The sequence below is a fragment of the Burkholderia sp. S171 genome, from assembly GCF_009766085.1.
In the GTDB taxonomy this organism is placed as follows: domain Bacteria; phylum Pseudomonadota; class Gammaproteobacteria; order Burkholderiales; family Burkholderiaceae; genus Caballeronia.
Genome location: NZ_LMUF01000027.1, coordinates 48,519 through 71,320, shown reverse-complemented (window position 1 = coordinate 71,320; position 22,802 = coordinate 48,519). Strand labels below are relative to the sequence as shown.

Genomic DNA, 22,802 nt, shown 5'->3' with positions numbered 1-22,802 from the left:
ACAAATTCGGTGGAAGGTTGTCCGCGGATAGCGCGGGGTGAACCTTGGGCAGGTTCAATCACTGGTGGCGAAGCGTGTCAAAAGCTGAGTTCGGAGAAGGAGGGTTTCACACATCCGGTGCTCTGGCGAGCACCGTGCTTTTGGGGCACCTATGAATCAAAACCGCACGCTGTGGACACTTAGGGTAGCGTGGTTAAAAGCGTTTTCTTTGCTTCGTTTCTTTGTCGCTTTGGACAAAGAAATGACGTGCCGCCACGCACAGTGGCTAACAGTGATAAAGAGAAAATCCGACTCTCGCAGACCGCTAAGGCCGAAAGCACCAACCCGGCACTGACCCCAACCGCTAACACCGCAACCACCCCCCAGCACTAACCCCAACCACTACCGCCAAAACCTAGCACCCCGGCATCACCCCCAACCTCCCGCCGATGAACCTCAACAACCCGTCCACCGGCGCGAGCGAAACCAGACTAGCGCTGCAACGTGAACGTAGTCGCGTGACCCAAGGTCGCTTGCTCAAACCGCGAAGTCACCACCCCAATCACATCACTCAACGTCCGCGAGGACACTTCCACGTGCAACGTGACGCATTCATGCCGGCGATCCGTCGCCACCACCTGCATGCGGGCCTCAGCCCCCAGCGCCTTCTGTAAAACGCGGCGCGGCCCGCTGGAGTCAAGCCCCGGCAGGATGAGATCGAACGCAACTACCGTGTGAAGTTTTCGCGTGGCCCGAACGAACGGCTGAGCCACAGGAACTGAAGGGGAACGGACCGGGGAAGCAACGCTTGCCTGAAGCATCGGATGGTGCACCGTCTCGCGACGGGCGGTGGTGGGAACAACACCACTTTAGCGAGCGAGGCATTAACAACAGGCATCAATCGCTGCAGTCCGTATAAAGAAAGCGTTAAACCGGCGAAAGCGTTAAACCGACGCGGGCGCAGACGTCGGTGCCGCCGGAATACCCTCGCGCACCAGCTTCGCCACACGCTGCGCAAACTCCTCGTCCTTCGTCGTGAACACCTCACGCTCGCCTGCCGGCGTCGTGACGTACATCCGGTAGATCACATCCTGCGTAATCCACGACAAATATCCCACCACCGAAATCATCACGCCCAGCAGCAACGCCGGTCCTGATCCGAGAATTCCCCCCGTCACCGCCACGATCAAACCGATCACGCCCAGCGCAATAGGCAAGGGCTTCTGCCGCGGCACCATCACGACCGTTGCCCCGAGCAAATCGCGCAACGGAAACAACTGGCCCGACGCACTCAGACCGGCGCGGGCAAACGTAATACCTCGTTCGTTGAAAGGGAGATCCTGTTGCATGGTTCGAAGTCTTGTCGGCGGAAAGAAAGGCGCAGATTAACAGACACGCCCGGCCCCGGGCATCCCGCCTATCGTCGCATGAGAATCCGCCCTGGCTCAATGCCGGCCGGGCACGCTAGTCCGGTCGTTACATTTCGATACTTTTTCGCACCCGATTTCTGTCGATTTCGACCCTGCTCATGCGTCAACAGAGTGAAGCCACCCCTAACCGGAGACATCGATGAAATTCCTGTGCCTCATTTTCTTTGACGAACGCGTGCTCGACGACCTGTCGAAACGGCAGTACGACGCATTAGTCGATGAATCCCTGGCATACGACGAACGCCTGCGCGAGAGCCGCCAGCTCATTGCAGCGCAGGCGCTTCAGTACGCAAAGGAAGCCGTCACGCTAAGGGTTCGCGGCGACGAGGTCTCCATTACGGACGGCCCGTTCGCCGAGACGAAGGAGCAAGTGGGCGGTTTTCTTCTGATCGAGGCACGCGACATGAATGAAGCCATGCGCGTGGCTTCCGGGTTTCCCGGCGCGCGCCTGGGCGGCGTGGAAGTCCGTCCGGTCAAGGAGTTGCACGCGTCGTGGTCGGACGCATGACTTGCACAAACTGAAAGGAGCAAACGATGCAAACGCTATTGAAAGACAGCCCCGCATTCAGCGGCTTCGCAGTGAAGGATCTCGCTGAAGCGAAGGCGTTTTACAGCGAGGCCCTGGGCCTCAAGGTGACGAGCGAGCCCATGGGCATTCTCAAGCTGCATCTGGCGGGCGGCAACAATGTACTGGTCTATCCCAAACCCGATCACGTGCCGGCGACGTACACGGTACTCAACTTCCCGGTCGATAGCGTCGAACAAGCAGTCGACGCGTTAAGCACGCGCGGCGTGAATTTCGAACACTACGATATGCCGAGTCTCAAGACCGACGCCAAAGGAATTTGCCGCGGCGCCGAAGGCCCGGTGATTGCCTGGTTCAAGGACCCGGCGGGCAATATTCTCTCGGTGCTCGAGGAGCGATAAACGCATTAGTTACTACCTTCACGCCTCCATCGTCGACTCGCTGGAGACGAGCCGTAATTCGTCGGCAATGATGGCTATCAGCGCTTCCGCCGCCGCGCTCAACGGGCGCCGCGGATGGCTGATCCGCAAGATATGGCGCACGATCCGCGGCGCCAGGATGGGATAGATGCGCAGCGTGCCGAGCCGCACCGCGCGCTCCACCACGATGCGCGGAAGGATCGTCGCGAAGCGCGTGCTTTCCACCAGCTTGACGATCGTGCTCAGCACGTCGATCTCGAAGCGTGGTGCGAGTAGCACGTCTTCGTGCTGCGCGGCGGTATCGAGTACGCCGCGTAGTCCATGGCGCTTCGTCGGCAACACCAGTTCGAGTTCAGGAAGCTGCGCAAGCTCAATGGCGTGCGGCAAGTCAGGACCATGCACGGCGCTGGTGACCAGCACCATCTCTTCATCGAGCAAGGGCTGCGAATCGAGCGACAGGCGCGCGCGAGGTTTGTTGATCAGCGCGGCGTCGAGTTGTCCGCCCGATACCCAGTCGATAAACGTCGCGCTGTAACCGTCGGCCACGGTGACTTCGACGTGCGGATAACGCGCGTGAAACCGCGACAGCGAATCCGCCAGCACGCTCTCCGTCACCGACGCAATCAAGCCGATCGATACATGCCCGGTCACCACTTCGTCCCGCTGCACCAGTTGCTGGCGCGCGTGCGCGAGGTCACGCATGATCGGCAGGAAGAGGCGGTACATCAGCCGTCCCGCTGCGGTGGGAGCCATGCCGTGCGCCCCGCGTTCAAAGAGCTGTTGATGCAGTTCGTCCTCCAGCTTGGCGATCTGCATGCTCAAGGCAGGCTGCACGATGTTCAGCCGCTTGGCTGCCCGTGTGACAGAGCCGTCCTCGAACAGGGCGATGAAATACTGAATCTGCTTCAGGTCCATTTAGGTTGGCTTGGTAAAGGTAGCCTGCAGGTAGCCTGCGGGTAGCCTGCGGGTAATCTGCAAAGCGAGGAAACCGGCTCGGCCCGCAGTCCATCAATAAGTCTAATGAAGGAGCGATTGTTTATCAGACGCGCGGCGGGGAGATTCCGCGCCCAAGCCCCATGATAGTGATATTCCACTAACGAACGACTTACATCAGGGCAAACACGGATATCACGGGTACTGATCGGGAGCATCAAAAAACAGTATTAGAAGTTATATCGCGTTGTCGCTACGCTTCATTTCAGAAATGATGGAGACGCAGATGAATCAACGTGACGCCGCGACGAACGGCTCAGCAACACCCTCACCAGCCCGCCAATCCTTCGACGCGTTGTCATTGCGTGGCTGGCTCGCGCACCTTTCCGCCACGGGGCGCGTCGCGACCATCGCTAAACCGGTCGCGCTGAAACACGAGCTTGCGGCCGTGGCGAAGCGACTCGACGGCAAGCAAGCGGCCGTATTCCTCGCGCCCGGTGGACATGACATGCCGGTGGTCAGCGGCTTTATGTCCAGGCGCGCGTGGATTGCCGAGGCCATGGGCGTGACGGAAAAAGACCTGTTGCAGCGTTTCCGCGATGCAGCGGATCATCCGCTGCCCTGGAAAGAAGTGCCCGCCGGAGAAGCCGCTTGCCAGCAAGTCGTGCATACCAGCGGCATCGACCTTCACGCGTTGCTGCCGATCCCCACCCATAGCGAACACGACAACGGTCCGTACATCACTGCAGGTCTCGTGATCGCACGGAACCCCCGCACCGGCATACAGAACGTGTCGATCAACCGTATCCAGGTTCACGCTCGCGATCGCATGGCGATCCTGCTGCTGCCGCGCCATCTTTATGCATTCCAGAAAACCGCCGAAGCGGCCGGCGATGCGCTCGATATTGCCGTGGCGATCGGTGTTGATCCACTGACCATGCTCGCGTCCCAAGCCATTTCTCCGATCGATTTCGATGAGCTGGAGATCGCCGGCGCGCTGCACGGCACGCCCTTGCCGGTCGTTAAATGCGTGACGAACGACGTGCGTGTGCCGGCGTTTGCGGAGATCGTGATCGAAGGGCGCATCCTGCCGGACGTGCGCGAGGCAGAAGGGCCGTTCGGTGAATTTCCGAAGTACTACAGCGCACGGGAAGCGCGCGAAGTGATCGAGGTGACGGCGGTCACGCACCGGCAGAAGCCGGTTTATCACACCATCGTGCCAGCTGAAATGGAGCACTTGCTGCTCGGCGGGATTCCGCGCGAGGCGACGCTTTTATCGCACCTTCAACGCAGTCATCCGGGCGTCACCGACGTGCATCTTTCAGTGGGCGGCGTATGCCGTTATCACCTGTGGGTGCAGTTCGCGAAGAAGCGCGAGGGCGAGGCGAAAAACGTGATCCTGTGTGCATTCGGTGCGCATTACGACATCAAGCAGGTCGTGGTCGTGGACACCGATGTCGACATTCACGATCCCGCCGAAATTGAATGGGCGATCGCTACGCGTTTCCAGGCGGACCGCGATCTAGTGTTGATCGAAGGCGCGCAAGGGTCGCCGCTGGACCCGTCGACGACCGTTGGTCATCCTGACGATTCGCCCCCGCATTTGCAGGGCCTCAGCGCGAAGATGGGCCTGGACGCCACGCGCCCGGTGGTCTATTCGGGCCATGTGTTTACTCGCGTGCGGATTCCCGGCTACGACGCGGTCGATCTCGACGCACTCGTTGCTCCCGACAACGACGGCTTCGACACTTATCTGAGCGAGACGTAATGAGCGCAGATCAAAAGCCGCGCCTGGTCGTCGGCATCTCGGGGGCGAGCGGCGCTGTCATCGGCGTGCGGCTGCTTGCTGCGATGCGCCGGATCGGCACGCACGAGACACATCTGATCGTGTCGGCGTCGGGCGCGGTGACGGCGGCGCAGGAGCTTGGGCTTACGCGCAATGATCTCGATGCACTGGCCGATGTCGTGCATAACGTCCGCGACGTCGGCGCGTCGATTGCAAGCGGTTCGTTCGTGACCAGCGGCATGGTTGTGGCCCCGTGTTCGATGAAAACGCTGGCCGCCGTAGCGAATGGTTTTGCCGATAACCTGCTTACGCGCGCCGCCGACGTGATGCTGAAAGAGCGCCGCCGCCTCGTGCTGGTGGCGCGCGAAACACCGCTCAATCTCGCGCACTTGCGCAACATGACGATGGCGACCGAGATGGGCGCGATCATCATGCCGCCGGTCCCGGCGTTTTATGCGCATCCCAAGACCATCGAAGATGTCGTTGACCATACCGTCGGCCGGATTCTCGATCTGTTCAGCATTGAGCACCGCGAAATTGCCCGGCGATGGAGCGGTCTTGCCGATGAGTTCGGCGCGCGACGCGACGAAGGAGCGGACGAATGAACCAGCGCGAACAGACCGGGTTAGCCGGTATCGACGCGCGCGCATCCGAGGCGGTTGAAACCGCGCACGAGGTGCAAGAGGCGCCGCCGCTGAAGCCAAAAAACACGTATATCGGGAAGTCGCTCGAACGTTTTGAAGACCCCGCCATCCTGACTGGCCGCGGCCGATATGGCGACGACCTGGGTATCAAGCCGGGCACGCTGCACGCAGCCGTCCTGCGCTCGCCGCACGCCCATGCCGAACTGATTTCGATCGATACCACCGCTGCACTCGCATGCGAAGGCGTGCGAGCGCTGCTGACGCGTGACGACCTTGCTGCGTGGTCACGCCCGTTCGTGGTTGGCGTGAAATCGAAGATGGAACAGTGGGCGCTCGCGACCGACCGCGTGCGATACGTCGGCGAACCGGTCGCGGTGGTGATGGCAGAAACGCGCGCGCTGGCCGAGGACGCACTCGACCTGATCAAGGTGGAGTACAAGACGCTCGACCCGGTGACGTCAATAGAAGGCGCGCTCAAAAGCGACGCGCCGGTGCTGCATTCGAACGTCCAGACCAACGTGATCAGCGACCGGAGTTTTCGATACGGCGAGCCCGAAGCGGCATTCACAAACGCGCCGCATCGCGTGAAGCTGGAAGCGCACTATCCGCGTAATACGTGTGCGCCGATCGAATGCGCCGTGGTGATAGCCGAGTATCTTTCCGGCGACGAAGGCTATGACGTCACCTCCAATTTCATGGGACCGTTCTCGCTGCACGCAGTGATGGCGCTCGCGCTGAACGTGCCGGCTAATCGCTTGCGTCACAAGGCGCCGCGCGATTCGGGCGGCAGCTTCGGCGTAAAGCAGGCCGTATTCCCTTACGTGGTGCTGATGTGCCTGGCCTCGCGCAAGGCCAACGCGCCGGTGAAATACGTGGAAGACCGGCTCGAACACCTGAGCGCGGCGACCTCCGCCACGGCGCGGTTGACCACGCTCGAAGCGGCCGTGGAAAACGACGGCCGGATCACCGCGCTCAACTACGACCAGATCGAGGATTGCGGCGGGTATCTGCGTGCGCCTGAGCCTGCCACGTTTTATCGCATGCACGGCTGTTTAACGGGCGCGTATGCCATTCCCGGGCTGCTGGTGCGCAACAGGGTTGTGCTGACCAACAAGACGCCTACGGGCCTCGTACGTGGTTTCGGCGGCCCACAGGTTTATTTCGCGCTTGAACGCCTGATGCAACGTATTGCGATCGAGTTGAAGCTTGATGTGCTGGACGTGTACCGGCGCAATTTCGTTCCCGCCGATGCCTTCCCTTATCGTGCGGCGGCGGGTGCGTTGCTGGACTCGGGCAACTATCAGGAAGCGTTGCGGCGCTCGCTCGCGGACGGCGGTTACGACGAGCTCAAGGCACGCCGCGAAGCCGCGCGCAAGGAAGGCCGTTTGTACGGCATCGGCTTTGCGGCGATCGTTGAACCGTCGGTATCGAACATGGGTTACATCACGACCGTGATGCCCGCCGAAGCACGCAAGAAGGCAGGTCCAAAGAACGGTGCGATTGCAAGCGCGACGGTCAGTGTCGACCTGCTTGGCGGCGTGGTGGTGACGGTCGCGTCGACACCGGCGGGGCAGGGGCACATGACCGTTTGCGCGCAGGTGGTCGCGGATGTGCTCGGGCTCGCGCCGCACGAGATCGTGGTGAACGTCGAGTTCGATACGCACAAGGACGCGTGGTCGGTGGCAGCCGGCAATTATTCGAGCCGCTTCGCTGGAGCGGTCGCCGGCACGGTGCATCTCGCGGCCGTGCGAGTGCGCGACAAGCTGGCGCGCATTGTTTCGTCGCAGCTCAAGTGCAAGCCGGACGATATCCGTTTTGAAGGCGGACGCATCTACCAAGCAAACGACGAATCGAGCGCAATGCCCTTCGGCCGCGTAGCCAGCAACGCCCCGCATTGGGCGCCTGCGTTGCTGCCTGAAGGCGAAGAACCGGGTCTGCGCGAGACGGTGTTCTGGACGCCGGAAAACATGGACGCGCCCGATGAGCAGGACCGCATCAATACGTCGGCGGCTTATGGTTTTGCCTTCGATATGTGCGGCGTGGAAGTGGATCGTGCAACGGGGCGCGTGCGGATCGACCGCTATGTGACCGCGCACGATGCCGGCACGCTGCTGAACCCCGCACTCGCCGACGGCCAGATTCGCGGGGCCTTCGCGCAAGGACTTGGCGCGGCGTTGATGGAAGAGTTTCGATATGGCTCCGACGGCAGCTTTCAGTCCGGCACGCTAGCCGATTACCTGATGCCGACCACCTGCGAAGTACCCGATCCAATGATCATTCATCTGGAGACGCCATCGCCTTTCACGCCTCTTGGCGCCAAGGGGCTGGGTGAAGGCAACAACATGAGCACGCCGCCCTGCATAGCGAATGCAGTGGCCGACGCGCTCGGCGTAGAGGACATCCGTTTGCCGCTTACGCCTTCGAAAGTCATGGCGCTGGTCGGTATCGATGACCCGGAACCTTCGCGGCCCGAGTTCCGGGAGACGCAACAGAAGAAGCCAGTCTTGCCGGGCGGCAAAGCACTGACCGCGCAAGGCAGCGTGGATCTCGCTGCATCGCCGGAAGCGATCTTCGCCGTGCTGCTCGATCCGAACGCGCTCGCCAAGGTGATCCCCGGTTGTCACGCGCTTGAAGCGAAGGGTGAGAACGCATATCGCGCCGATGTGACCGTGGGTGTGGGGATGATCAAGGCGCGCTTCGAAGCGGAGATCACGCTGTCCGATCTCGATCCACCGCACCGGTTGCGTCTCGCCGGCGCAGGCATGTCGTCGCTGGGCAGCGCGCGTGGCAATGGTCTCGTGGAACTTACGCCGCAAGGTACCGGCACGCGGCTCAGCTACGACTATGAGGCACAAGTTTCGGGCAAGGTCGCCGCCGTGGGCGGACGGATGCTCGAAGGCGCGGCGAAGGTCGTATTGCGCCAACTGTTTGAATCGCTTGGACGTCAGGCGGCGGGCAAGCCCGTAAAAACCGGTGGTTCGTGGCTCGGCCGGCTCGTTGCGCGCTTCAGGAGGAAGTCATGAAGCCGGCACCATTCGATTATCTGCGCGCCGCTTCCACGCATGACGCGTTAGAAGCCCTCGCGCAAACCGGCGAAGACGCGCGCATTCTTGCAGGCGGCCAGTCGCTGATGGCCGTGCTGAACATGCGGCTCGCACAACCGCGAGTACTGGTCGATATTTCGCGCACCGAGGAACTCGACCGCGTGAGCATTGATCATGATCATCTTGTCGTGAACGCGGCCGCCACGCAAGGCAGCGTGGAATGGCGTGCGTCACTGCAGAACGAAGTCCCTTTGCTTGCGCTCGCATTCCCGCACATCTCGCATTTTCAGATCCGCAATCGTGGCACCGTATGCGGGTCAATTGCTCACGCAGACCCTAGCGCAGAGCTGCCGCTGGTGCTCGCGGTGCTGGGCGGCGACGTGATGTTGCGATCGAAGAAACGCAAGCGCGTGCTCAAGGCGGAAGATTTTTTTCAGGGCATGTTGATGACCGCGCGCGAGCCCGACGAACTGGTTGAAGGTGTGCGGTTCCCGCTGAAGCGAGCCGGCGAGCATTACGGCTTTACCGAATTTTCAGCACGCCACGGCGACTTCGCGATGGTCGCGTGCGCCGCCGTAGTCACCGATACATCGATCAGGATCGCCGTAGGCGGCGTGGCGGACCGGCCAACGGTTGAGTTATGGCCAAGGCTGCACGGCGACGACCTGCGTGGCGCGCTGAACGACTTGAGCTGGAAGCTGAACGCGCAGGACGACACCCATGTCAGCGCAATGTATAGACGCCATCTGGTGCGGCAACTCGGATGGCGCGTAATAGAGGAGGCGAAGTGAGCAAGACATCATCCACCACGCTTGCGCAGGGCGAGCGCCGGCGTATCACCGTAACGCTCAACGGTCGGGAGCGTACGGGCTATTGCGAATCGCGCGACCTGCTGTCCGATTTCGTGCGGCATGAACTGGGCGCGACCGGCACGCACGTGGGGTGTGAACATGGCGTGTGCGGTGCGTGCACCGTGCATGTGGACGGCGTGGCGGCGCGGTCGTGCCTGATGCTGGCGGTGCAGGTGGAGGGACGCCGTGTGGACACGGTTGAAGGTCTCGCGCCTGACCAGACGCTAGGCGATCTGCAACGCGCGTTCCAACGTCATCACGCCTTGCAGTGCGGCTTTTGCACGGCGGGCATTCTGATGTCGTGTGCGGACTATCTCAAGCGCGTACCGGACCCGACGGAAACGCAAGTGCGCGAGATGCTGTCGGGCCATCTGTGCCGATGTACAGGCTACACGCCGATCGTGGCGGCGGTGCTTGATGTAGCGGCGCAGCGTAACAAGAGCAGCAAGAAGGAGCCGGAACATGCTTGATCTAGGCCGGACTTTTTTGCAAAGCGTTGAGCGCAGCCCCAACACACTTGCCCTCGTCGATGGCGACATCAGGCTGACGTACGCACAGTGGCATGACACCATCCTCAAGGCCGCCGGTGGTTTGCGCGAGCTGGGTCTCGCACGCGGGGACCGATTGCTCGTCGTGCTGCAAAACCGCTGGGAAATGGCCACGTTGCATTGGGCCTGCCAGTTTGCGGGCATCGTCATGACGCCGTTGAACTGGCGCGCAAAGCCCGATGAACTCGACTATTGCGTGACCGATTCGGCCGCGAAAGCGATCGTATTCGAACCGGTTTCCGCCGACGCGGTGTACGCAAGCGAAGCGGCGCAGAAGCTGCCGCGTATCGCGCTGGACGATGCGTGCGGTACGACTTCGTTCGATGCGTTGTTGCGCTCGAACGCCGGGAGCGTCAGCCTCACGACAGAAGCCACAGCCGACGACATCTCGCTGATCCTCTATACCTCCGGGACAACGGGGAAGGCGAAGGGCGTGCCGCGCCGTCATCGGCATGAGCGCGCTGCTGCGCTCGCACATGTCGCGCAGAACCTGTATCGCTATGGCGAACGCACGCTGGGCGTCATGCCGCTTTATCACACCATGGGCGTACGCTCGCTGCTCGCCATGGCGCTGATCGACGGCCTGTTCGTTTGCGTGCGGCGCTGGAACGCGGTCCAGGCGCTGGAGTCGATTGGCGGATTCAAACTCACGTGCCTGTATCTCGTGCCCACGCTTTATCACGACCTGCTGGCCGCGCCCGGCTTCACGGACGCAAAGATCACCTCGGTGACGAAGCTCGGCTTCGCGGGCGCGCCCATGAGCGATGGCCTGCTGAAGCGTCTGTCCGCCGCATTCAAGCCCGAACTGTTCGTGAACCACTACGGATCGTCCGAGGTGTACACCTGCAGCATTGATCAGGACGCCACGCGCAAGCCCGGCAGCGCGGGACGTGCGGGTATCAACACGCGGCTACGCATCGTGAAGCTGGATGCGGCCTCGCCGACCGATCTCGCGGTTGCGCACGAGGAAGGCCAGATCATTGCAGACCTCCTCGGCGACGAAGCCTTTGAAGGTTACTGGAATCGTCCGGACGCGAATGCAAAGTCCTTGCGCGACGGCTGGTACTTCACCGGCGACACGGGGTTCTTCGACCACGACGGTGACCTCTTTGTGAGCGGCCGGGTAGACGACATGATCATCAGCGGCGGAGAAAACATCTCGCCGGTCGATATTGAATCGGTGTTGTCGCTGCATCCGGCCGTGGACGAAGTGGCAGTCGCAGGCGTGAAGGACGAGCGTTGGGGACAGCGCGTGGTCGCGTTTATCAAGCGCCGTGATTATGTCGATGCCGGTGCGCTTGACGCCTGGTGCCGCGAGTCGGATCTCGTGAATTTCAAGCGGCCTCGTGACTACGTTTTTGTCGACGACATTCCGAAGTCCCCCGTCGGCAAGATCCTGCGCCGCAAATTGTCCGCCGGTGAATATGACATCGACACCACGAACAACTCTACCGAAACAACAAAGGAGTAACCGATGACTGACTTGACCCATCGCGGCCAGACGCTGTTGCAGGACCTGGATGGATTCTCGATTGAAGTCGATGAAAAACGCGAACGCGCCGACATCATTTTGCATCGTCCGCCGCTCAACGTCATTTCGATGCACGCACGCGACCAGTTGCGCGCGGCGTTCGAAGCGCTGGACGAAGATGACCGCGTGCGCGTGATCGTAATCCGCGCCAACGGCGAGCATTTTTCGAGTGGTGGCGACATCAAGGGTTTCCTTGAGGCATCGCCGGAACATGTGTCGAAACTCGCGTGGAATATCGCAGCGCCCGCTCGCTGCTCGAAGCCGGTGATTGCGGCAAATCGCGGCTTCTGCTTTGGCGTGGGCTTCGAGTTGTCGCTCGCTTGTGACTTCCGCATTGCGACGGACACGACCTTCTACGCGTTGCCGGAGCAGAAGCTCGGCCAGATCCCGGGCTCGGGCGGATCGGCGCGGCTGCAGCAGATGGTGGGCATTGGCAGAACTAAGGACATTGTGATGCGCTCGCGCCGGATTCCCGGCAAGCAGGCCTACGAATGGGGCATCGCGGTGGAGTGCGTAGCTGACGCGCAGTTGGAAGCCACGACTGATGCACTCGTCGATGAACTGCGCGCGTTCTCGCCGCTCGCACAACGTACGGCCAAGAAGCTGCTCAACGACACGGAAGATGCGCCGCTTTCGATTGCGATCGAACTTGAAGGGCACAGCTATAGCCGGCTGCGCACATCGGACGATTTCCGTGAAGGCGTGGAAGCGTTCCATAGCAAACGCAAGCCGGTGTTTCGCGGTAGCTGAAGCGTGCGACGGTTGCATCTACCATCAATGTGGAGACGGGCATGGAGGCGTTCGGCGCGTTTGATTACGTGATCGTGGGCGGCGGGTCGGCGGGATGCGTGCTTGCGCATCGGCTATCGGCCGTGCCGTCGCTGCGTGTCGCGTTGATCGAAGCGGGCGCGGATACGCCGCCGGGCGACGTGCCCGAAGCGATCCTCGACAGCTACCCCATGCCGGTGTTTTGCGGCGACACCTACATCTGGCCCGAACTGAAAGCGCGGGCTACAACGCAGGCGGTCGAGCGCGTGTACGAGCAGGGCCGTGTGATGGGCGGCGGATCAAGCATCAACGTCCAGTCGGCGAATCGAGGCTTGCCACGCGACTACGACGACTGGGCCGCGAACGGTGCGGCGGGTTGGGGCTGGGATGACGTGCTGCCGTATTTCCGCAAGCTTGAACGCGACTTGAATTTCCCTAATGCCGCGTTGCACGGCAGCGATGGGCCAGTTGCCATCCGTCGCATCATGCCTCGCGACTGGCCGCCTTTTTGCCATGCATTCGCGAAGGGTCTGCACAAGAATGGCCTTGCCATGCTGCAGGACCAGAACGCGGAATTCGGCGATGGTGTTTTTCCCGGCGCGTTTTCGAATCTCGACGACCGGCGCGTGAGCACTGCGAGCGCTTACCTCGATGCGGCGACTCGAAACCGGCCGAACCTGTCGATCTTCGCGAACCTGAAGGTCGAGCGCATCGTGATGGACGGCGTTACGGCGAAAGGGGTGCTGGCGATCGCGGCCAATGGTGAACGGGTGCGATTCGAAGCGCATGAAGTGATTGTTGCGGCCGGTGCACTGCAGTCTCCGGCAATGCTGCTGCGCGCAGGCATTGGCGGGATGGCGGATCTCGACGCGCTTGGCTTGCGCTGCGTGATCGACTTGCCTGGGGTGGGCCGCAACCTGCAGGACCATCCGTCGCTGACGTTCTGCCACTTCCTCGAACCCAGGTTCAGGATGCCGCTTACACGGCGGCGCGCAAGCATGACGGCTGCGCGTTTTACGTCAGGCGTAGATCAGTGCGACACCTCAGACATGTATTTGTCGAGTGCGACTCGCGCTGCCTGGCATGCGCTTGGCAACCGCCTTGGCTTGTTCTTTTTGTGGTGCAACCGGCCGTATTCGCGCGGCCGGGTGCAACTGGTTTCGCCCGACGCCGCTGTCGCACCCCGCGTCGATCTGAACCTGCTTGATGATGAGCGCGATACCGCGCGCCTCGCCGCGGGCATCCGCTTGCTGGCGAAAGTGGTGGAGGCATCGGGTCTGAACCGGGACCCGCGCGACTTCTTCCCGGCTGCATTTTCGCCGCGTGTGAAGGCGCTCAGTCGCGTGAGCAAGACCAATGCAGTCGTGACGTCGCTGCTTGGCGCAATGCTCGATACGCCCGCGCCGTTGCGCCGCATGCTGATCGAGCGGTTTTTTACGCATGGCCAGAGCATGGCCTCCTTGCTGGCCGACGAGCAGGCATTGCACGCGTTTATCCGCGCGAATGTGTTCGGCGTATGGCATGCAAGCGGCACGTGCCAGATGGGTCCGGTGAACGACCGCCATGCAGTGGTCGATACCCAGGGGCGCGTGCACGGCGCGCAACGCTTACGCGTGGTCGATGCGTCGCTGATGCCGCGGCTGCCATCTGCCAACACCAACATTCCGACCATCATGATCGCCGAGAAGATCGCCGACACGATGCTGAACAATGAAGCGCAGCGCCGGCATTCAACGCAATCAACGCCTTCAACGCACTCAACAATTTCTTAAACGCCAACGAGAGCACGACAATTCGACGTGCCAAAAACACGGTGCCATTCGAGAGAGGGCGCCGCGACCTTCAAGGAGATGACAATGTCCGTAGCAGCACAGGAAAGCGCCGCCGCGCCCGAAGTAAACACGCGACAGGTGATGGGCGCAGTCGTGGCCTCATGCCTGGGTTGGGCACTCGATCTATTCGATCTGTTCGTGCTGTTGTACGTGGCTCCCGTAGTTGGCCGGCTGTTCTTTCCGTCCCAACATGCGATGCTTTCGCTGGCAGCGGTGTACGCGTCGTTCGCGGTGACTTTGCTGATGCGTCCGCTCGGCTCAGCGTGGTTCGGTTCCTACGCGGACCGGCACGGCCGCAAGGGCGCGATGATTCTCGCCGTCGTTGGCGTGGGGATATCGACTGCGCTTTTCGGCGTCTTGCCGACCGTTGCACAGGTCGGCTTGGTAGCGCCAATCCTGTTCCTCTTGTTGCGGCTGGTGCAGGGCGTGTTCGTGGGCGGAGTGGTAGCGTCCACGCATACCATCGGTACGGAATCGGTCGCGCCGAAGTATCGCGGCGCGGTGTCCGGGCTGATCGGCGGCGGCGGTGCGGGCCTGGGTGCCTTGCTCGCTTCAATCGTATTCCTGACTATGTCGTCTCTCTTTCCGGGCGCGCTCTTCGACGTATGGGGCTGGCGTTGCATGTTCTTCACCGGGATCATCAGTTCGGTGCTTGGGCTGTTCGTGTTCAATAGCCTCGAAGAGTCGCCGTTGTGGAAAAAGCTGGCGGAAGAGAAGGCCGCAAAGGCTGCCGCACGCGATATCTCCGCGCCGGTGGAAGTCATCCGCTCGCCGATCAAGACGCTGTTTTCGCGGGACTATCGTGGGATTCTGTTCGTCAACCTGCTGCTCACCATCGGTGGCGGCAGCGGTTATTACCTGACCTCGGGTTACCTGCCGACCTTCCTCAAAGTGGTCAGCCACGTGCCTAACGGCGCGGCCGCTGCCATCTTGATGATTGCGAGCGTGGGGGTACTTGTTGCGTCGGTGGCGGCGGGGCACCTGAGCACGTTCATCGGCCGCAAGACAGCATTTATTTGGATTGGACTGGTGCGCCTGATCGCGTTGCCCGCATTGTTCCTGCTGTTGCCCACCGCGCAAAGCATCACGATGATCGGTGTCTATGCGGTCGTGTTGAGCGCACTCGGCAGCGCGGGATATGCGCCTATCCTGATCTTCCTGAACGAGCGCTTCCCGACCGCGATTCGTGCGACGGGAACGGGGCTGTCGTGGAATATCGGCTTTGCGATCGGCGGCATGATGCCCACTGCCGTCTCGCTGGTGGCGAAGGACCCGGGCGAGTTGCCAATGACGCTGGCCATCTTCGTGGGCGTGATCAGCGTGATCTTTCTCGCGGGTGCGTTTATCGTGCCGGAGACGCTGGGCAAGCTCGAGAATCGCTCGGCGCAGGCCGTTTGATATTCCCGGCCTAGCCCTGCGATTCAGGCGGACGGCGCGGTCGTGGTGACGCGACGGATGTTGTCGGTGATGATTTCAATGAGCGCATTCGTCGCGGCGCCAATCGGCCGCTTCGGATGACTCACGCACACAATGTGCCGCACGATTACCGGCGCCGCAATGCGGTAAGCGCGCAGCAGGCCTTCGTCCACTTTCCGCTGAACAACGACACGTGGCAGGATGGTCGCCACGTTGCTCTGTTCGACGAACTGCACGATCGTGTTCAGCAGATCGATTTCAAACTTCGGCTGGATTACTATATCCGCGTTGAGAAGCGCAGCATCCAGCACGCCGCGCAGGCCGTTGCGGCGGGTGGGAAGCACGAGTTCCAGATCGCCGAGTTCAGCCAGGTCAATGGCCTCGGGCATCGGCCGGCCGTGAATGACGCTGGTGACCAGCACCATCTCTTCGTCGAGCAGGGAACGCGTGTCGAGCGAGAGACGGCCGCGCGGCTTGTTGATAACCGCGGCATCCAGGCGCCCGGCCTCGACCGCATCAATCAACTGCGCGCTGAAGCCGTCCGCCACCGACACTTCCACTTGCGGAAACAGCGCGTTGAAGGTGGCGAGCGATTCGGGCAGCACGCTCTCCGCTTCCGACGACACCATGCCGAGCGCCACGCGCCCAGTGACGATCACGTCGCTGCGGCTGAGTTGTTCGCGGGCGTGTTCGATATCGCGAATGATGGGTACGTATAGCCGATACATCAGGCGTGCGGCTTCCGTCGGCGTCATGCCGTGCGGTCCGCGCTCGAACAGCGGCTGGTGAAGCTCTGCTTCAAGCTTCGATATCTGCATGCTGAGCGCCGGCTGCACGATGTTGAGCCGCTTCGCCGCGCGCGTGACCGAGCCGTCTTCGAACAGCGCGATGAAATAGTGAATCTGCTTCAGGTCCATGAGCGGGGCGCGTTATCCGCGCGATCCAAAGGACGAATGAGACCACAAGCATTCCCCCGGCGCCAGCGTGTTCTGGCTTTCAGGAAGGTTCTGTCGTGCTCTTTTCAGCGTCTCCTTTCGGCGAGCGGCGCGGAACATTACTTGCTTCATTGTTCGGTTTCCCCCAAATGCCTGAGCCAACGTCCATGAAGCCCACTATTGTTTGCCACATGATGTCTTCCGTCGATGGCCGCAGTCTCACCGACGGCTGGCATCTCGACTTTGCGTCCGATCTCTACGAAAACACGGCCGCTACTTTTGAAGCCGACGGCTGGATCTGCGGCCGCGTCACCATGCAGGAAATCGCGCATGGAGAGGGTTATCCGAAGGGCCTCGCGAAGCAGCCGGTTCCTCGCACGAATCACTTCGCCCAACGCGGCGCGGATCAGTACGCCATTTCCATTGACCCTAAGGGACTGGTTGAATGGAAGTCGAATACCGCGTTGAAGTCGCACGTGATTGAAGTGGTGACAGAGCAGGTCTCCGACGACTTCCTCGCCTATCTTCAGTCGATTGGCGTGTCATACATTTTCGGCGGCAAGACTGACATCGACCTGGCCGATGTAGTCAATACACTTGAGCGCGAGCTGGGGGTCAAGAAGTTGATCGTGGAAGGTGGCTCGCACGTGAGCGGCGCGTTCGTGAATGCCGGTCTGGTGGATGAGGTGAGCGTGCTGATCCTGCCGCTCGTCGATGGCCGCAGCGAACATCCGTCCTCATTCGAGGTTGCGATGGACGCCTGGAAAAAGCCCGCGTATCTGGTCCTCACATCGGTCGAGCAGGTCGCTCAGGACGCGGTCTGGCTACGCTATACGCGCAAAACGAGTTGATGCAGAACGCGCAGGCGGTGAGATCCGCGATAGTCGCTGTACGGGTGCGCGGTCGATTGCGCGTTTCATCGTGTAAGGCGCCTGTTGATTCAGTAATAACGGCGTCCCAGCCGACGATAGGCGACTATCGCGCAAAGAACGAGAACCACTTCCACGCCGATTTTCAACAACCACGAATAGACGAGGCTGCCCGTGTATTGGAGGGGAAATCCGTCTTCACTGCTCGCGCAGCCGCCGCAAGCGATGCTGTTGAGGACCGGCCAAAAGGAGGCCCACATCATGGCGAGCGCCACGAATGATGCGGGCGGGAGGTAGTCACGCAGCCAGTACACGGTCGGACCCATCACCAGCACCGCGGCCACGCCCATGAAAAATAACGACCAAGAGACCGTCATTGTGTCGGCGCCGAACTCGCGGCCTAGCACCCAAGCGGCTGCGAGGATGCCGATCGTCGCAACAATTACCACGATAGCCGCCTGCTCGCGGCTTCGTATATTTCCCATAGCTTGTTCCGGGTGAAATCAACGGCCATTACTGTAGAGGAGCGCCAAGTCGCGTAGGTAAAATTTCTGGATAGTCTCGAAAGACGTTCGCTTCATGCCGTTTTTGCAACAAACCTGTTGTTACATTGGGCATCGGAGAAGACGCCCAAGCAGCCAGCCCCGGGATTACCCCTATCAGCTATAGTGGATTGCTTGTATATCGGACTTTTACGAAATATACTTCGTTTCATCGCGATTCTACTTAAAGCCGTTTTTCATGGATATCGACGCCATTCACAAGGCCTTGGCCAATCCGGTCCGCCGCGAGATTCTCGCGTGGCTGAAGGAGCCCGAAGCCTACTTCCCCGAGCAGGAGTTCCCGCTCGTGAATGGCGTGTGCGCCGGCCAGATCGACGCACGTTGCGATATGTCCCAATCCACGGTGTCGGCTCACCTGGCCACGCTTCACAAAGCGGGCCTGGTGACCTCAAAGCGGGTCGGGCAGTGGATATTTTTCAAGCGCGACGAAGCGGTCGTCCAGGCGTTTCTCGATCAGCTTCGTAACGGCCTCTGACTCGTTAGCTCGGTTCTCGTGTCCTGATTGTTGCCGGATCTCACTACACTCTATTTAGGATTACTTTAAAAATGCCAAACCTTTTCGACTCGCTCAAAGTGGGTGCCTTTACTCTTCGTAACCGCATCATCATGGCGCCGCTGACGCGTCAGCGCGCGGGCGTTGAACGTGTGCCCAACGCGTTGATGGCGCGGTACTACGCCGATCGCGCTGCAGCCGGCATGATCCTGAGCGAAGCGACCTCGGTTACGCCCCAAGGCGTGGGTTACGCTGAAACGCCGGGAATCTGGTCGGACGAGCAGGTCGAAGGCTGGAAGCTTGTGACGAAGGCAGTCCACGACGCAGGCGGCACGATTCTGCTGCAACTGTGGCATGTAGGCCGGATCTCGGACCCGATCTTCCTTAATGGCGACCTGCCGGTGGCACCAAGCGCCATTGCGGCGCAAGGCCATGTGAGCCTTGTGCGGCCGCAGCGCGAATTCGTGACGCCGCGCGCACTCGAACTCGACGAAATTCAAGGGGTGGTTGCAGCATTCCGCAAAGGTGCCGAAAACGCGAAGCTTGCTGGTTTCGACGGCGTTGAAGTGCACGGCGCGAACGGTTATCTGCTCGACCAATTCCTGCAGGACAGCACGAATAAACGCACGGACATCTACGGTGGCCCGATTGAAAATCGCGCACGCCTGATGCTCGAAGTGGTCGACGCATGTATTGAAGTGTGGGGCGCTGACCGGGTTGGCGTGCATCTCGCACCGCGCGCCGATTCGCACACCATGGGCGACAGCGATCGCGCCGCGACCTTCGGTTACGTCGCACGTGAGTTGGGCGAGCGCAAGATCGCGTTCATCGCAGCACGTGAACGCGTGGGCGTTGACTCGATCGGTCCGCTGTTGAAGCGAGCCTTTGGCGGCGTTTATATCGCCAACGAGAAATTCACCAAGGAAAGCGCTCAGGCAGCGCTCGACCGGGGTGACGCTGATGCCGTCGCGTGGGGGCAGTTGTTTATTGCCAACCCGGATCTCGTGAAACGGTTCGAAAGCGATGCCGCGTTGAATGCGCCTATCCCCGAGACGTTCTATGCGCGTGGCACCGAAGGGTACACGGACTATCCGACACTCGAGACCATGGACTAAGCGTTTCGGTTCCGGTATTTTGCTTTGCGGCAGCCGGTGACTTCATAGGGAGTCACCGGCTGTTTTGTTTTCAGGGCCTCGCCCAAGTTGCAATCTCAGGACAAGCAGGCCTTTAGATACTTCGACGTAACGCTGCTCGTTTTCCCTCGCTTTACCACGTCTTCCGGTGTGCCGCTGACCACCATCCTGCCGCCTTCCTCTCCTGCACCCGGTCCCATGTCGATGACCCAGTCGCTTTGGGCCGCCACCCGCATGTCGTGCTCGACCACAATCACGGTGTTACCCGCATCGACCAGCCCCTGCAATTGAATCAACAAGCGGTCGCTGTCCGTGGAATGCAAGCCGGTTGTGGGCTCATCCAGGATGTAAAGGGTCTCGCCTCGCTGCGCTCGCTGAAGTTCAGTCGCGAGCTTGATCCGCTGCGCTTCGCCGCCGGACAGTTCAGTGGCCGGTTGGCCCAGACGCAAATAGCCCAGTCCAATGTCCTTGAGCACGGTCAACGCGCGCATGATCTGCGGTTCATCGGCAAAGAAGGCGCATGCCGTGTCCACGGTCATCTGCAGCACGTCCGAAATATTCTTTCCCTTCCATTCGACCTCCAGTGTCTCCGGGTTGTAGCGCGTTCCTCCGCACGTTGAACAGGGCGCATATACGCTTGGCATGAACAGCAATTCGACACTCACGAATCCCTCGCCCTCGCACGTCGGGCATCGACCCTTCGCGACGTTGAACGAGAACCGGCCCGCGTCATAACGGCGGCGTCGAGCCGTGGGCGTTTCCGCGAACCGCTTGCGCACATGATCGAAGAGGCCGGTGTAGGTCGCGAGGTTCGAACGCGGTGTGCGTCCTATTGGCTTCTGATCGACCCGCACCAGCCGCCGGATTCGCTCCATGCCGGCCGTTATTTCGCCACCGGTCGGAATGTCCTCTGCGTCGAGTAACGGATCGCGCTCTTCATCCGTTTCTGCCGCGATCGGCCGGCCAAGCCGTTCCGCGACCATCTCCGGCAGCGCCTGGCTGACGAGGCTGGATTTGCCCGAGCCCGAGACGCCCGTGACGGTGGTGAAGCAGCCGAGCGGGAAAGCAGCCTCCAGGTTATGCAAGTTGTTACGCGTCACGTTCCCGAGCCGCAACCAGTCCACGGGCGTGCGCTTCGATCGCGGAGCGGGCCGGTAATCGCCAAACAAATGCAACCGCGTTTGCGATTCCTCGATGTCTGCCAAGCCAGCCGGTGGTCCGCTATATACAATTTGTCCGCCCGCCGTGCCCGCGGCCGGACCGACATCCACCAGCCAGTCCGCCCGGCGCATCATCTCCAGATCATGCTCGACCACGAACAGTGAATTGCCCGCAGCCTTCAGTCGCTGTAACGCGCTGAACAACGCTTCGCCATCGGCGGGATGAAGGCCGGCAGAGGGTTCATCGAGGACGTAGATCACCCCGAACAACTGTGACGCAAGCTGCGTCGCAAGCCGTAGCCGCTGCAGCTCGCCCGACGACAAGGTCGGTGTGCCCCGGTCCATTGCCAGATACCCCAGGCCGAGGTCGATCAGGGTGGTCAGGCGTTCAAGCAACTCACTTGCAATTCGTTGGGCCGCAACCTGCTTCTCCCTGGATTGATTCGTAGTCCGTCTGATGTCGGGAGAGGCCTTGTGTTCCGATCCACCGGACGCAACCCGTCGCGCGACGGCTGCCCGCATCTCGTCTTTGCTCAATATTTCGCTAGCCGACGCCGACGCCGATATCGTCGCGCCTTCGGGTGCCTCACCGCGAGCAACGGGGCGCAATACATCGGCGACACGGGCAAGCGGCATCTGCGATAACTCGCCTATATCGAGTCCCGCGAACGTCACGGACAGCGCCTCGGGCTTCAATCGCTTGCCATGACACGATGGACACGCGCTGCCCACCATGAAACGCGACACGCGCTTCTTCATCAACGCGCTTTGCGTGTTGGCGAAGGTGTGCAGCACGTAGCGTCGCGCGCCTGTAAACGTGCCTTGATAACTCGGTTCCGCGTGACGCTTGAGCGCCGCACGCGTCTCTTGCGGCGTCATGCCGGCATATACCGGCGCGGTCGGCGTCTCGTCCGTGAACAGGATCCAGTCGCGGTCTTTTTTCGGCAAGTCGCGCCACGGCTTATCGACATCAAACCCCAGCGTGACCAGGATGTCGCGCAGGTTCTGACCATGCCATGCCGGCGGCCACGCAGCCACGGCACGCTCACGGATAGTCAGCGAGTCGTCGGGGACCATTGATTGTTCGGTCACCTCGTAGACACGCCCCAGACCGTGGCACGTGGGACATGCCCCTTGCACTGTGTTCGGCGAGAAATCCTCGGCAAAGAGCATGGGTTGTTTTGCCGGATAGGTGCCGGTGCGCGAGTACAGCATGCGCACGAGGCTGGACAGCGTGGTCACGCTGCCCACCGACGAGCGTGCATTGGGCGTACCGCGTTGCTGCTGCAAAGCGACAGCGGGTGGCAAACCCTCGATGGAATCCACTTCCGGCACACCGACCTGATCGATCAGGCGACGCGCGTAAGGCGCCACCGATTCGAAATAACGACGCTGCGCTTCGGCATAGAGCGTGCCGAACGCCAGCGACGATTTGCCCGATCCCGAGACACCGGTAAAGACGACGAGCGCGTCGCGCGGAATGTCGACGTCGATGTTGCGCAAGTTGTGCTCGCGGGCGCCCCGCACCCGCACGAAGCCGGTCCGGGAAGGAGGGAGTGACATGTCTTCAGGCTTTTTGTTTCGAGTTGGCATGCGCTTTAAAGCCGTTGTGATTGAGATTGCCTGCGCGGCAGCGAGGACGTGTCCGACTAAAGATCAACGTGTCGCACGATACTGGGTCGCGCGGATAGCAGACAGTTTAAGTGGCTTGCGAAACTGCTGCCGTCCGGCAAAGGCATTCGGCGCACGGGGCGTGCCCGAATGCGCGTATTGTGATATTCCTGATATTTTCACTCGGAGCGCACAAGGGGTTTAAGCAACCCGGACCGAATCGGCTAATTAGTCTGTTGAGCTTGTGTTCAATGGGTAATCACCTTTCGGCGCGGATCTGTCCATCATTTCGATCGGTAGTAGGGTCGAATATCAGGCGCGCTCGGGTATG

The 22,802-nt window shown here is 61.1% G+C and carries 19 protein-coding genes; 14 read left to right on the top strand and 5 right to left on the bottom strand.

Annotation, left to right across the window (positions count from 1 at the left end):
- Nucleotides 1–923: 923 nt before the first annotated feature.
- Nucleotides 924–1,328, bottom strand: a complete 405-nt coding sequence (locus GSQ93_RS13445) for a DUF6232 family protein (protein WP_158936180.1) — start codon at nucleotides 1,326–1,328, stop codon at nucleotides 924–926.
- Nucleotides 1,329–1,548: 220 nt separating this feature from the next.
- On the opposite strand from GSQ93_RS13445, the gene GSQ93_RS13440 reads away from it, so the two are divergent.
- Nucleotides 1,549–1,917: a YciI family protein gene (locus tag GSQ93_RS13440; RefSeq protein ID WP_158936179.1), complete on the top strand. Its 369-nt coding sequence runs from the start codon at nucleotides 1,549–1,551 to the stop codon at nucleotides 1,915–1,917.
- 26 nt (nucleotides 1,918–1,943) lie between these two features.
- Nucleotides 1,944–2,336: a VOC family protein gene (locus GSQ93_RS13435; protein WP_158936178.1), complete on the top strand. Its 393-nt coding sequence runs from the start codon at nucleotides 1,944–1,946 to the stop codon at nucleotides 2,334–2,336.
- 18 nt (nucleotides 2,337–2,354) lie between these two features.
- Here the strand turns inward: GSQ93_RS13435 and GSQ93_RS13430 are convergent, their stop codons facing one another.
- Nucleotides 2,355–3,269 (bottom strand): LysR family transcriptional regulator, encoded by a 915-nt coding sequence (locus GSQ93_RS13430; protein WP_158936177.1) that lies wholly within the window; start codon nucleotides 3,267–3,269, stop codon nucleotides 2,355–2,357.
- A 304-nt stretch (nucleotides 3,270–3,573) separates the two neighbouring features.
- Between GSQ93_RS13430 and GSQ93_RS13425 the strand changes: the two genes are divergently transcribed.
- The 9 genes from GSQ93_RS13425 (at nucleotide 3,574) to GSQ93_RS13385 (ending at nucleotide 15,689) form a co-directional block, all read left to right on the top strand.
- Nucleotides 3,574–5,055, top strand: coding sequence for a UbiD family decarboxylase (locus GSQ93_RS13425; protein WP_174254616.1), 1,482 nt, complete (start codon nucleotides 3,574–3,576; stop codon nucleotides 5,053–5,055).
- Nucleotides 5,055–5,678, top strand: a complete 624-nt coding sequence (locus GSQ93_RS13420) for a UbiX family flavin prenyltransferase (protein ID WP_158936175.1) — start codon at nucleotides 5,055–5,057, stop codon at nucleotides 5,676–5,678. The genes GSQ93_RS13425 and GSQ93_RS13420 overlap by 1 nt, the downstream gene beginning before the upstream one ends.
- Nucleotides 5,675–8,740: a molybdopterin cofactor-binding domain-containing protein gene (locus GSQ93_RS13415; RefSeq protein ID WP_158936174.1), complete on the top strand. Its 3,066-nt coding sequence runs from the start codon at nucleotides 5,675–5,677 to the stop codon at nucleotides 8,738–8,740. Before GSQ93_RS13420 ends, GSQ93_RS13415 begins: the two co-directional genes overlap by 4 nt.
- Nucleotides 8,737–9,552, top strand: coding sequence for a xanthine dehydrogenase family protein subunit M (locus GSQ93_RS13410; RefSeq protein WP_158936173.1), 816 nt, complete (start codon nucleotides 8,737–8,739; stop codon nucleotides 9,550–9,552). Before GSQ93_RS13415 ends, GSQ93_RS13410 begins: the two co-directional genes overlap by 4 nt.
- The gene (locus GSQ93_RS13405) at nucleotides 9,549–10,082 is read left to right on the top strand and encodes a (2Fe-2S)-binding protein (protein ID WP_254073867.1); all 534 of its coding nucleotides are present in this window, start codon (nucleotides 9,549–9,551) and stop codon (nucleotides 10,080–10,082) included. The genes GSQ93_RS13410 and GSQ93_RS13405 overlap by 4 nt, the downstream gene beginning before the upstream one ends.
- Nucleotides 10,075–11,631: an AMP-binding protein gene (locus tag GSQ93_RS13400; protein WP_158936171.1), complete on the top strand. Its 1,557-nt coding sequence runs from the start codon at nucleotides 10,075–10,077 to the stop codon at nucleotides 11,629–11,631. Before GSQ93_RS13405 ends, GSQ93_RS13400 begins: the two co-directional genes overlap by 8 nt.
- A gap of 3 nt (nucleotides 11,632–11,634) precedes the next feature.
- Nucleotides 11,635–12,441, top strand: coding sequence for an enoyl-CoA hydratase/isomerase family protein (locus GSQ93_RS13395; RefSeq protein ID WP_158936170.1), 807 nt, complete (start codon nucleotides 11,635–11,637; stop codon nucleotides 12,439–12,441).
- 41 nt (nucleotides 12,442–12,482) lie between these two features.
- On the top strand, nucleotides 12,483–14,231 hold the full coding sequence (locus GSQ93_RS13390) for a GMC family oxidoreductase (protein WP_158936169.1): 1,749 nt from the start codon (nucleotides 12,483–12,485) through the stop codon (nucleotides 14,229–14,231).
- Between the two features lie 84 nt (nucleotides 14,232–14,315).
- A complete protein-coding gene (locus tag GSQ93_RS13385) occupies nucleotides 14,316–15,689 on the top strand; it encodes an MFS transporter (RefSeq protein WP_158936168.1) in 1,374 nt (457 codons plus the stop codon).
- Nucleotides 15,690–15,712: 23 nt separating this feature from the next.
- Here the strand turns inward: GSQ93_RS13385 and GSQ93_RS13380 are convergent, their stop codons facing one another.
- Nucleotides 15,713–16,624 carry a LysR family transcriptional regulator gene (locus tag GSQ93_RS13380; protein WP_158936167.1) on the bottom strand — a complete coding sequence of 304 codons (912 nt, stop codon included), beginning with the start codon at nucleotides 16,622–16,624 and terminating at the stop codon, nucleotides 15,713–15,715.
- A 185-nt stretch (nucleotides 16,625–16,809) separates the two neighbouring features.
- On the opposite strand from GSQ93_RS13380, the gene GSQ93_RS13375 reads away from it, so the two are divergent.
- Nucleotides 16,810–17,493 carry a dihydrofolate reductase family protein gene (locus GSQ93_RS13375; protein WP_158936166.1) on the top strand — a complete coding sequence of 228 codons (684 nt, stop codon included), beginning with the start codon at nucleotides 16,810–16,812 and terminating at the stop codon, nucleotides 17,491–17,493.
- Nucleotides 17,494–17,582: 89 nt separating this feature from the next.
- Here GSQ93_RS13375 and GSQ93_RS13370 read toward each other — a convergent pair whose 3' ends face one another.
- Nucleotides 17,583–17,996: a hypothetical protein gene (locus GSQ93_RS13370; RefSeq protein WP_158936165.1), complete on the bottom strand. Its 414-nt coding sequence runs from the start codon at nucleotides 17,994–17,996 to the stop codon at nucleotides 17,583–17,585.
- 256 nt (nucleotides 17,997–18,252) lie between these two features.
- Here GSQ93_RS13370 and GSQ93_RS13365 point away from each other — a divergent pair, with 256 nt between their 5' ends.
- Both GSQ93_RS13365 and GSQ93_RS13360 read left to right on the top strand, forming a co-directional pair.
- Nucleotides 18,253–18,549, top strand: a complete 297-nt coding sequence (locus GSQ93_RS13365; RefSeq protein WP_158936164.1) for a helix-turn-helix transcriptional regulator — start codon at nucleotides 18,253–18,255, stop codon at nucleotides 18,547–18,549.
- Nucleotides 18,550–18,620: 71 nt separating this feature from the next.
- Entirely contained in the window at nucleotides 18,621–19,682 is a 1,062-nt protein-coding gene (locus GSQ93_RS13360) for an alkene reductase (RefSeq protein WP_158936163.1), read from the top strand.
- A 95-nt stretch (nucleotides 19,683–19,777) separates the two neighbouring features.
- Here the strand turns inward: GSQ93_RS13360 and GSQ93_RS13355 are convergent, their stop codons facing one another.
- Nucleotides 19,778–22,423, bottom strand: a complete 2,646-nt coding sequence (locus GSQ93_RS13355) for an excinuclease ABC subunit UvrA (RefSeq protein ID WP_254073866.1) — start codon at nucleotides 22,421–22,423, stop codon at nucleotides 19,778–19,780.
- Between the last annotated feature and the right edge of the window lie 379 nt (nucleotides 22,424–22,802).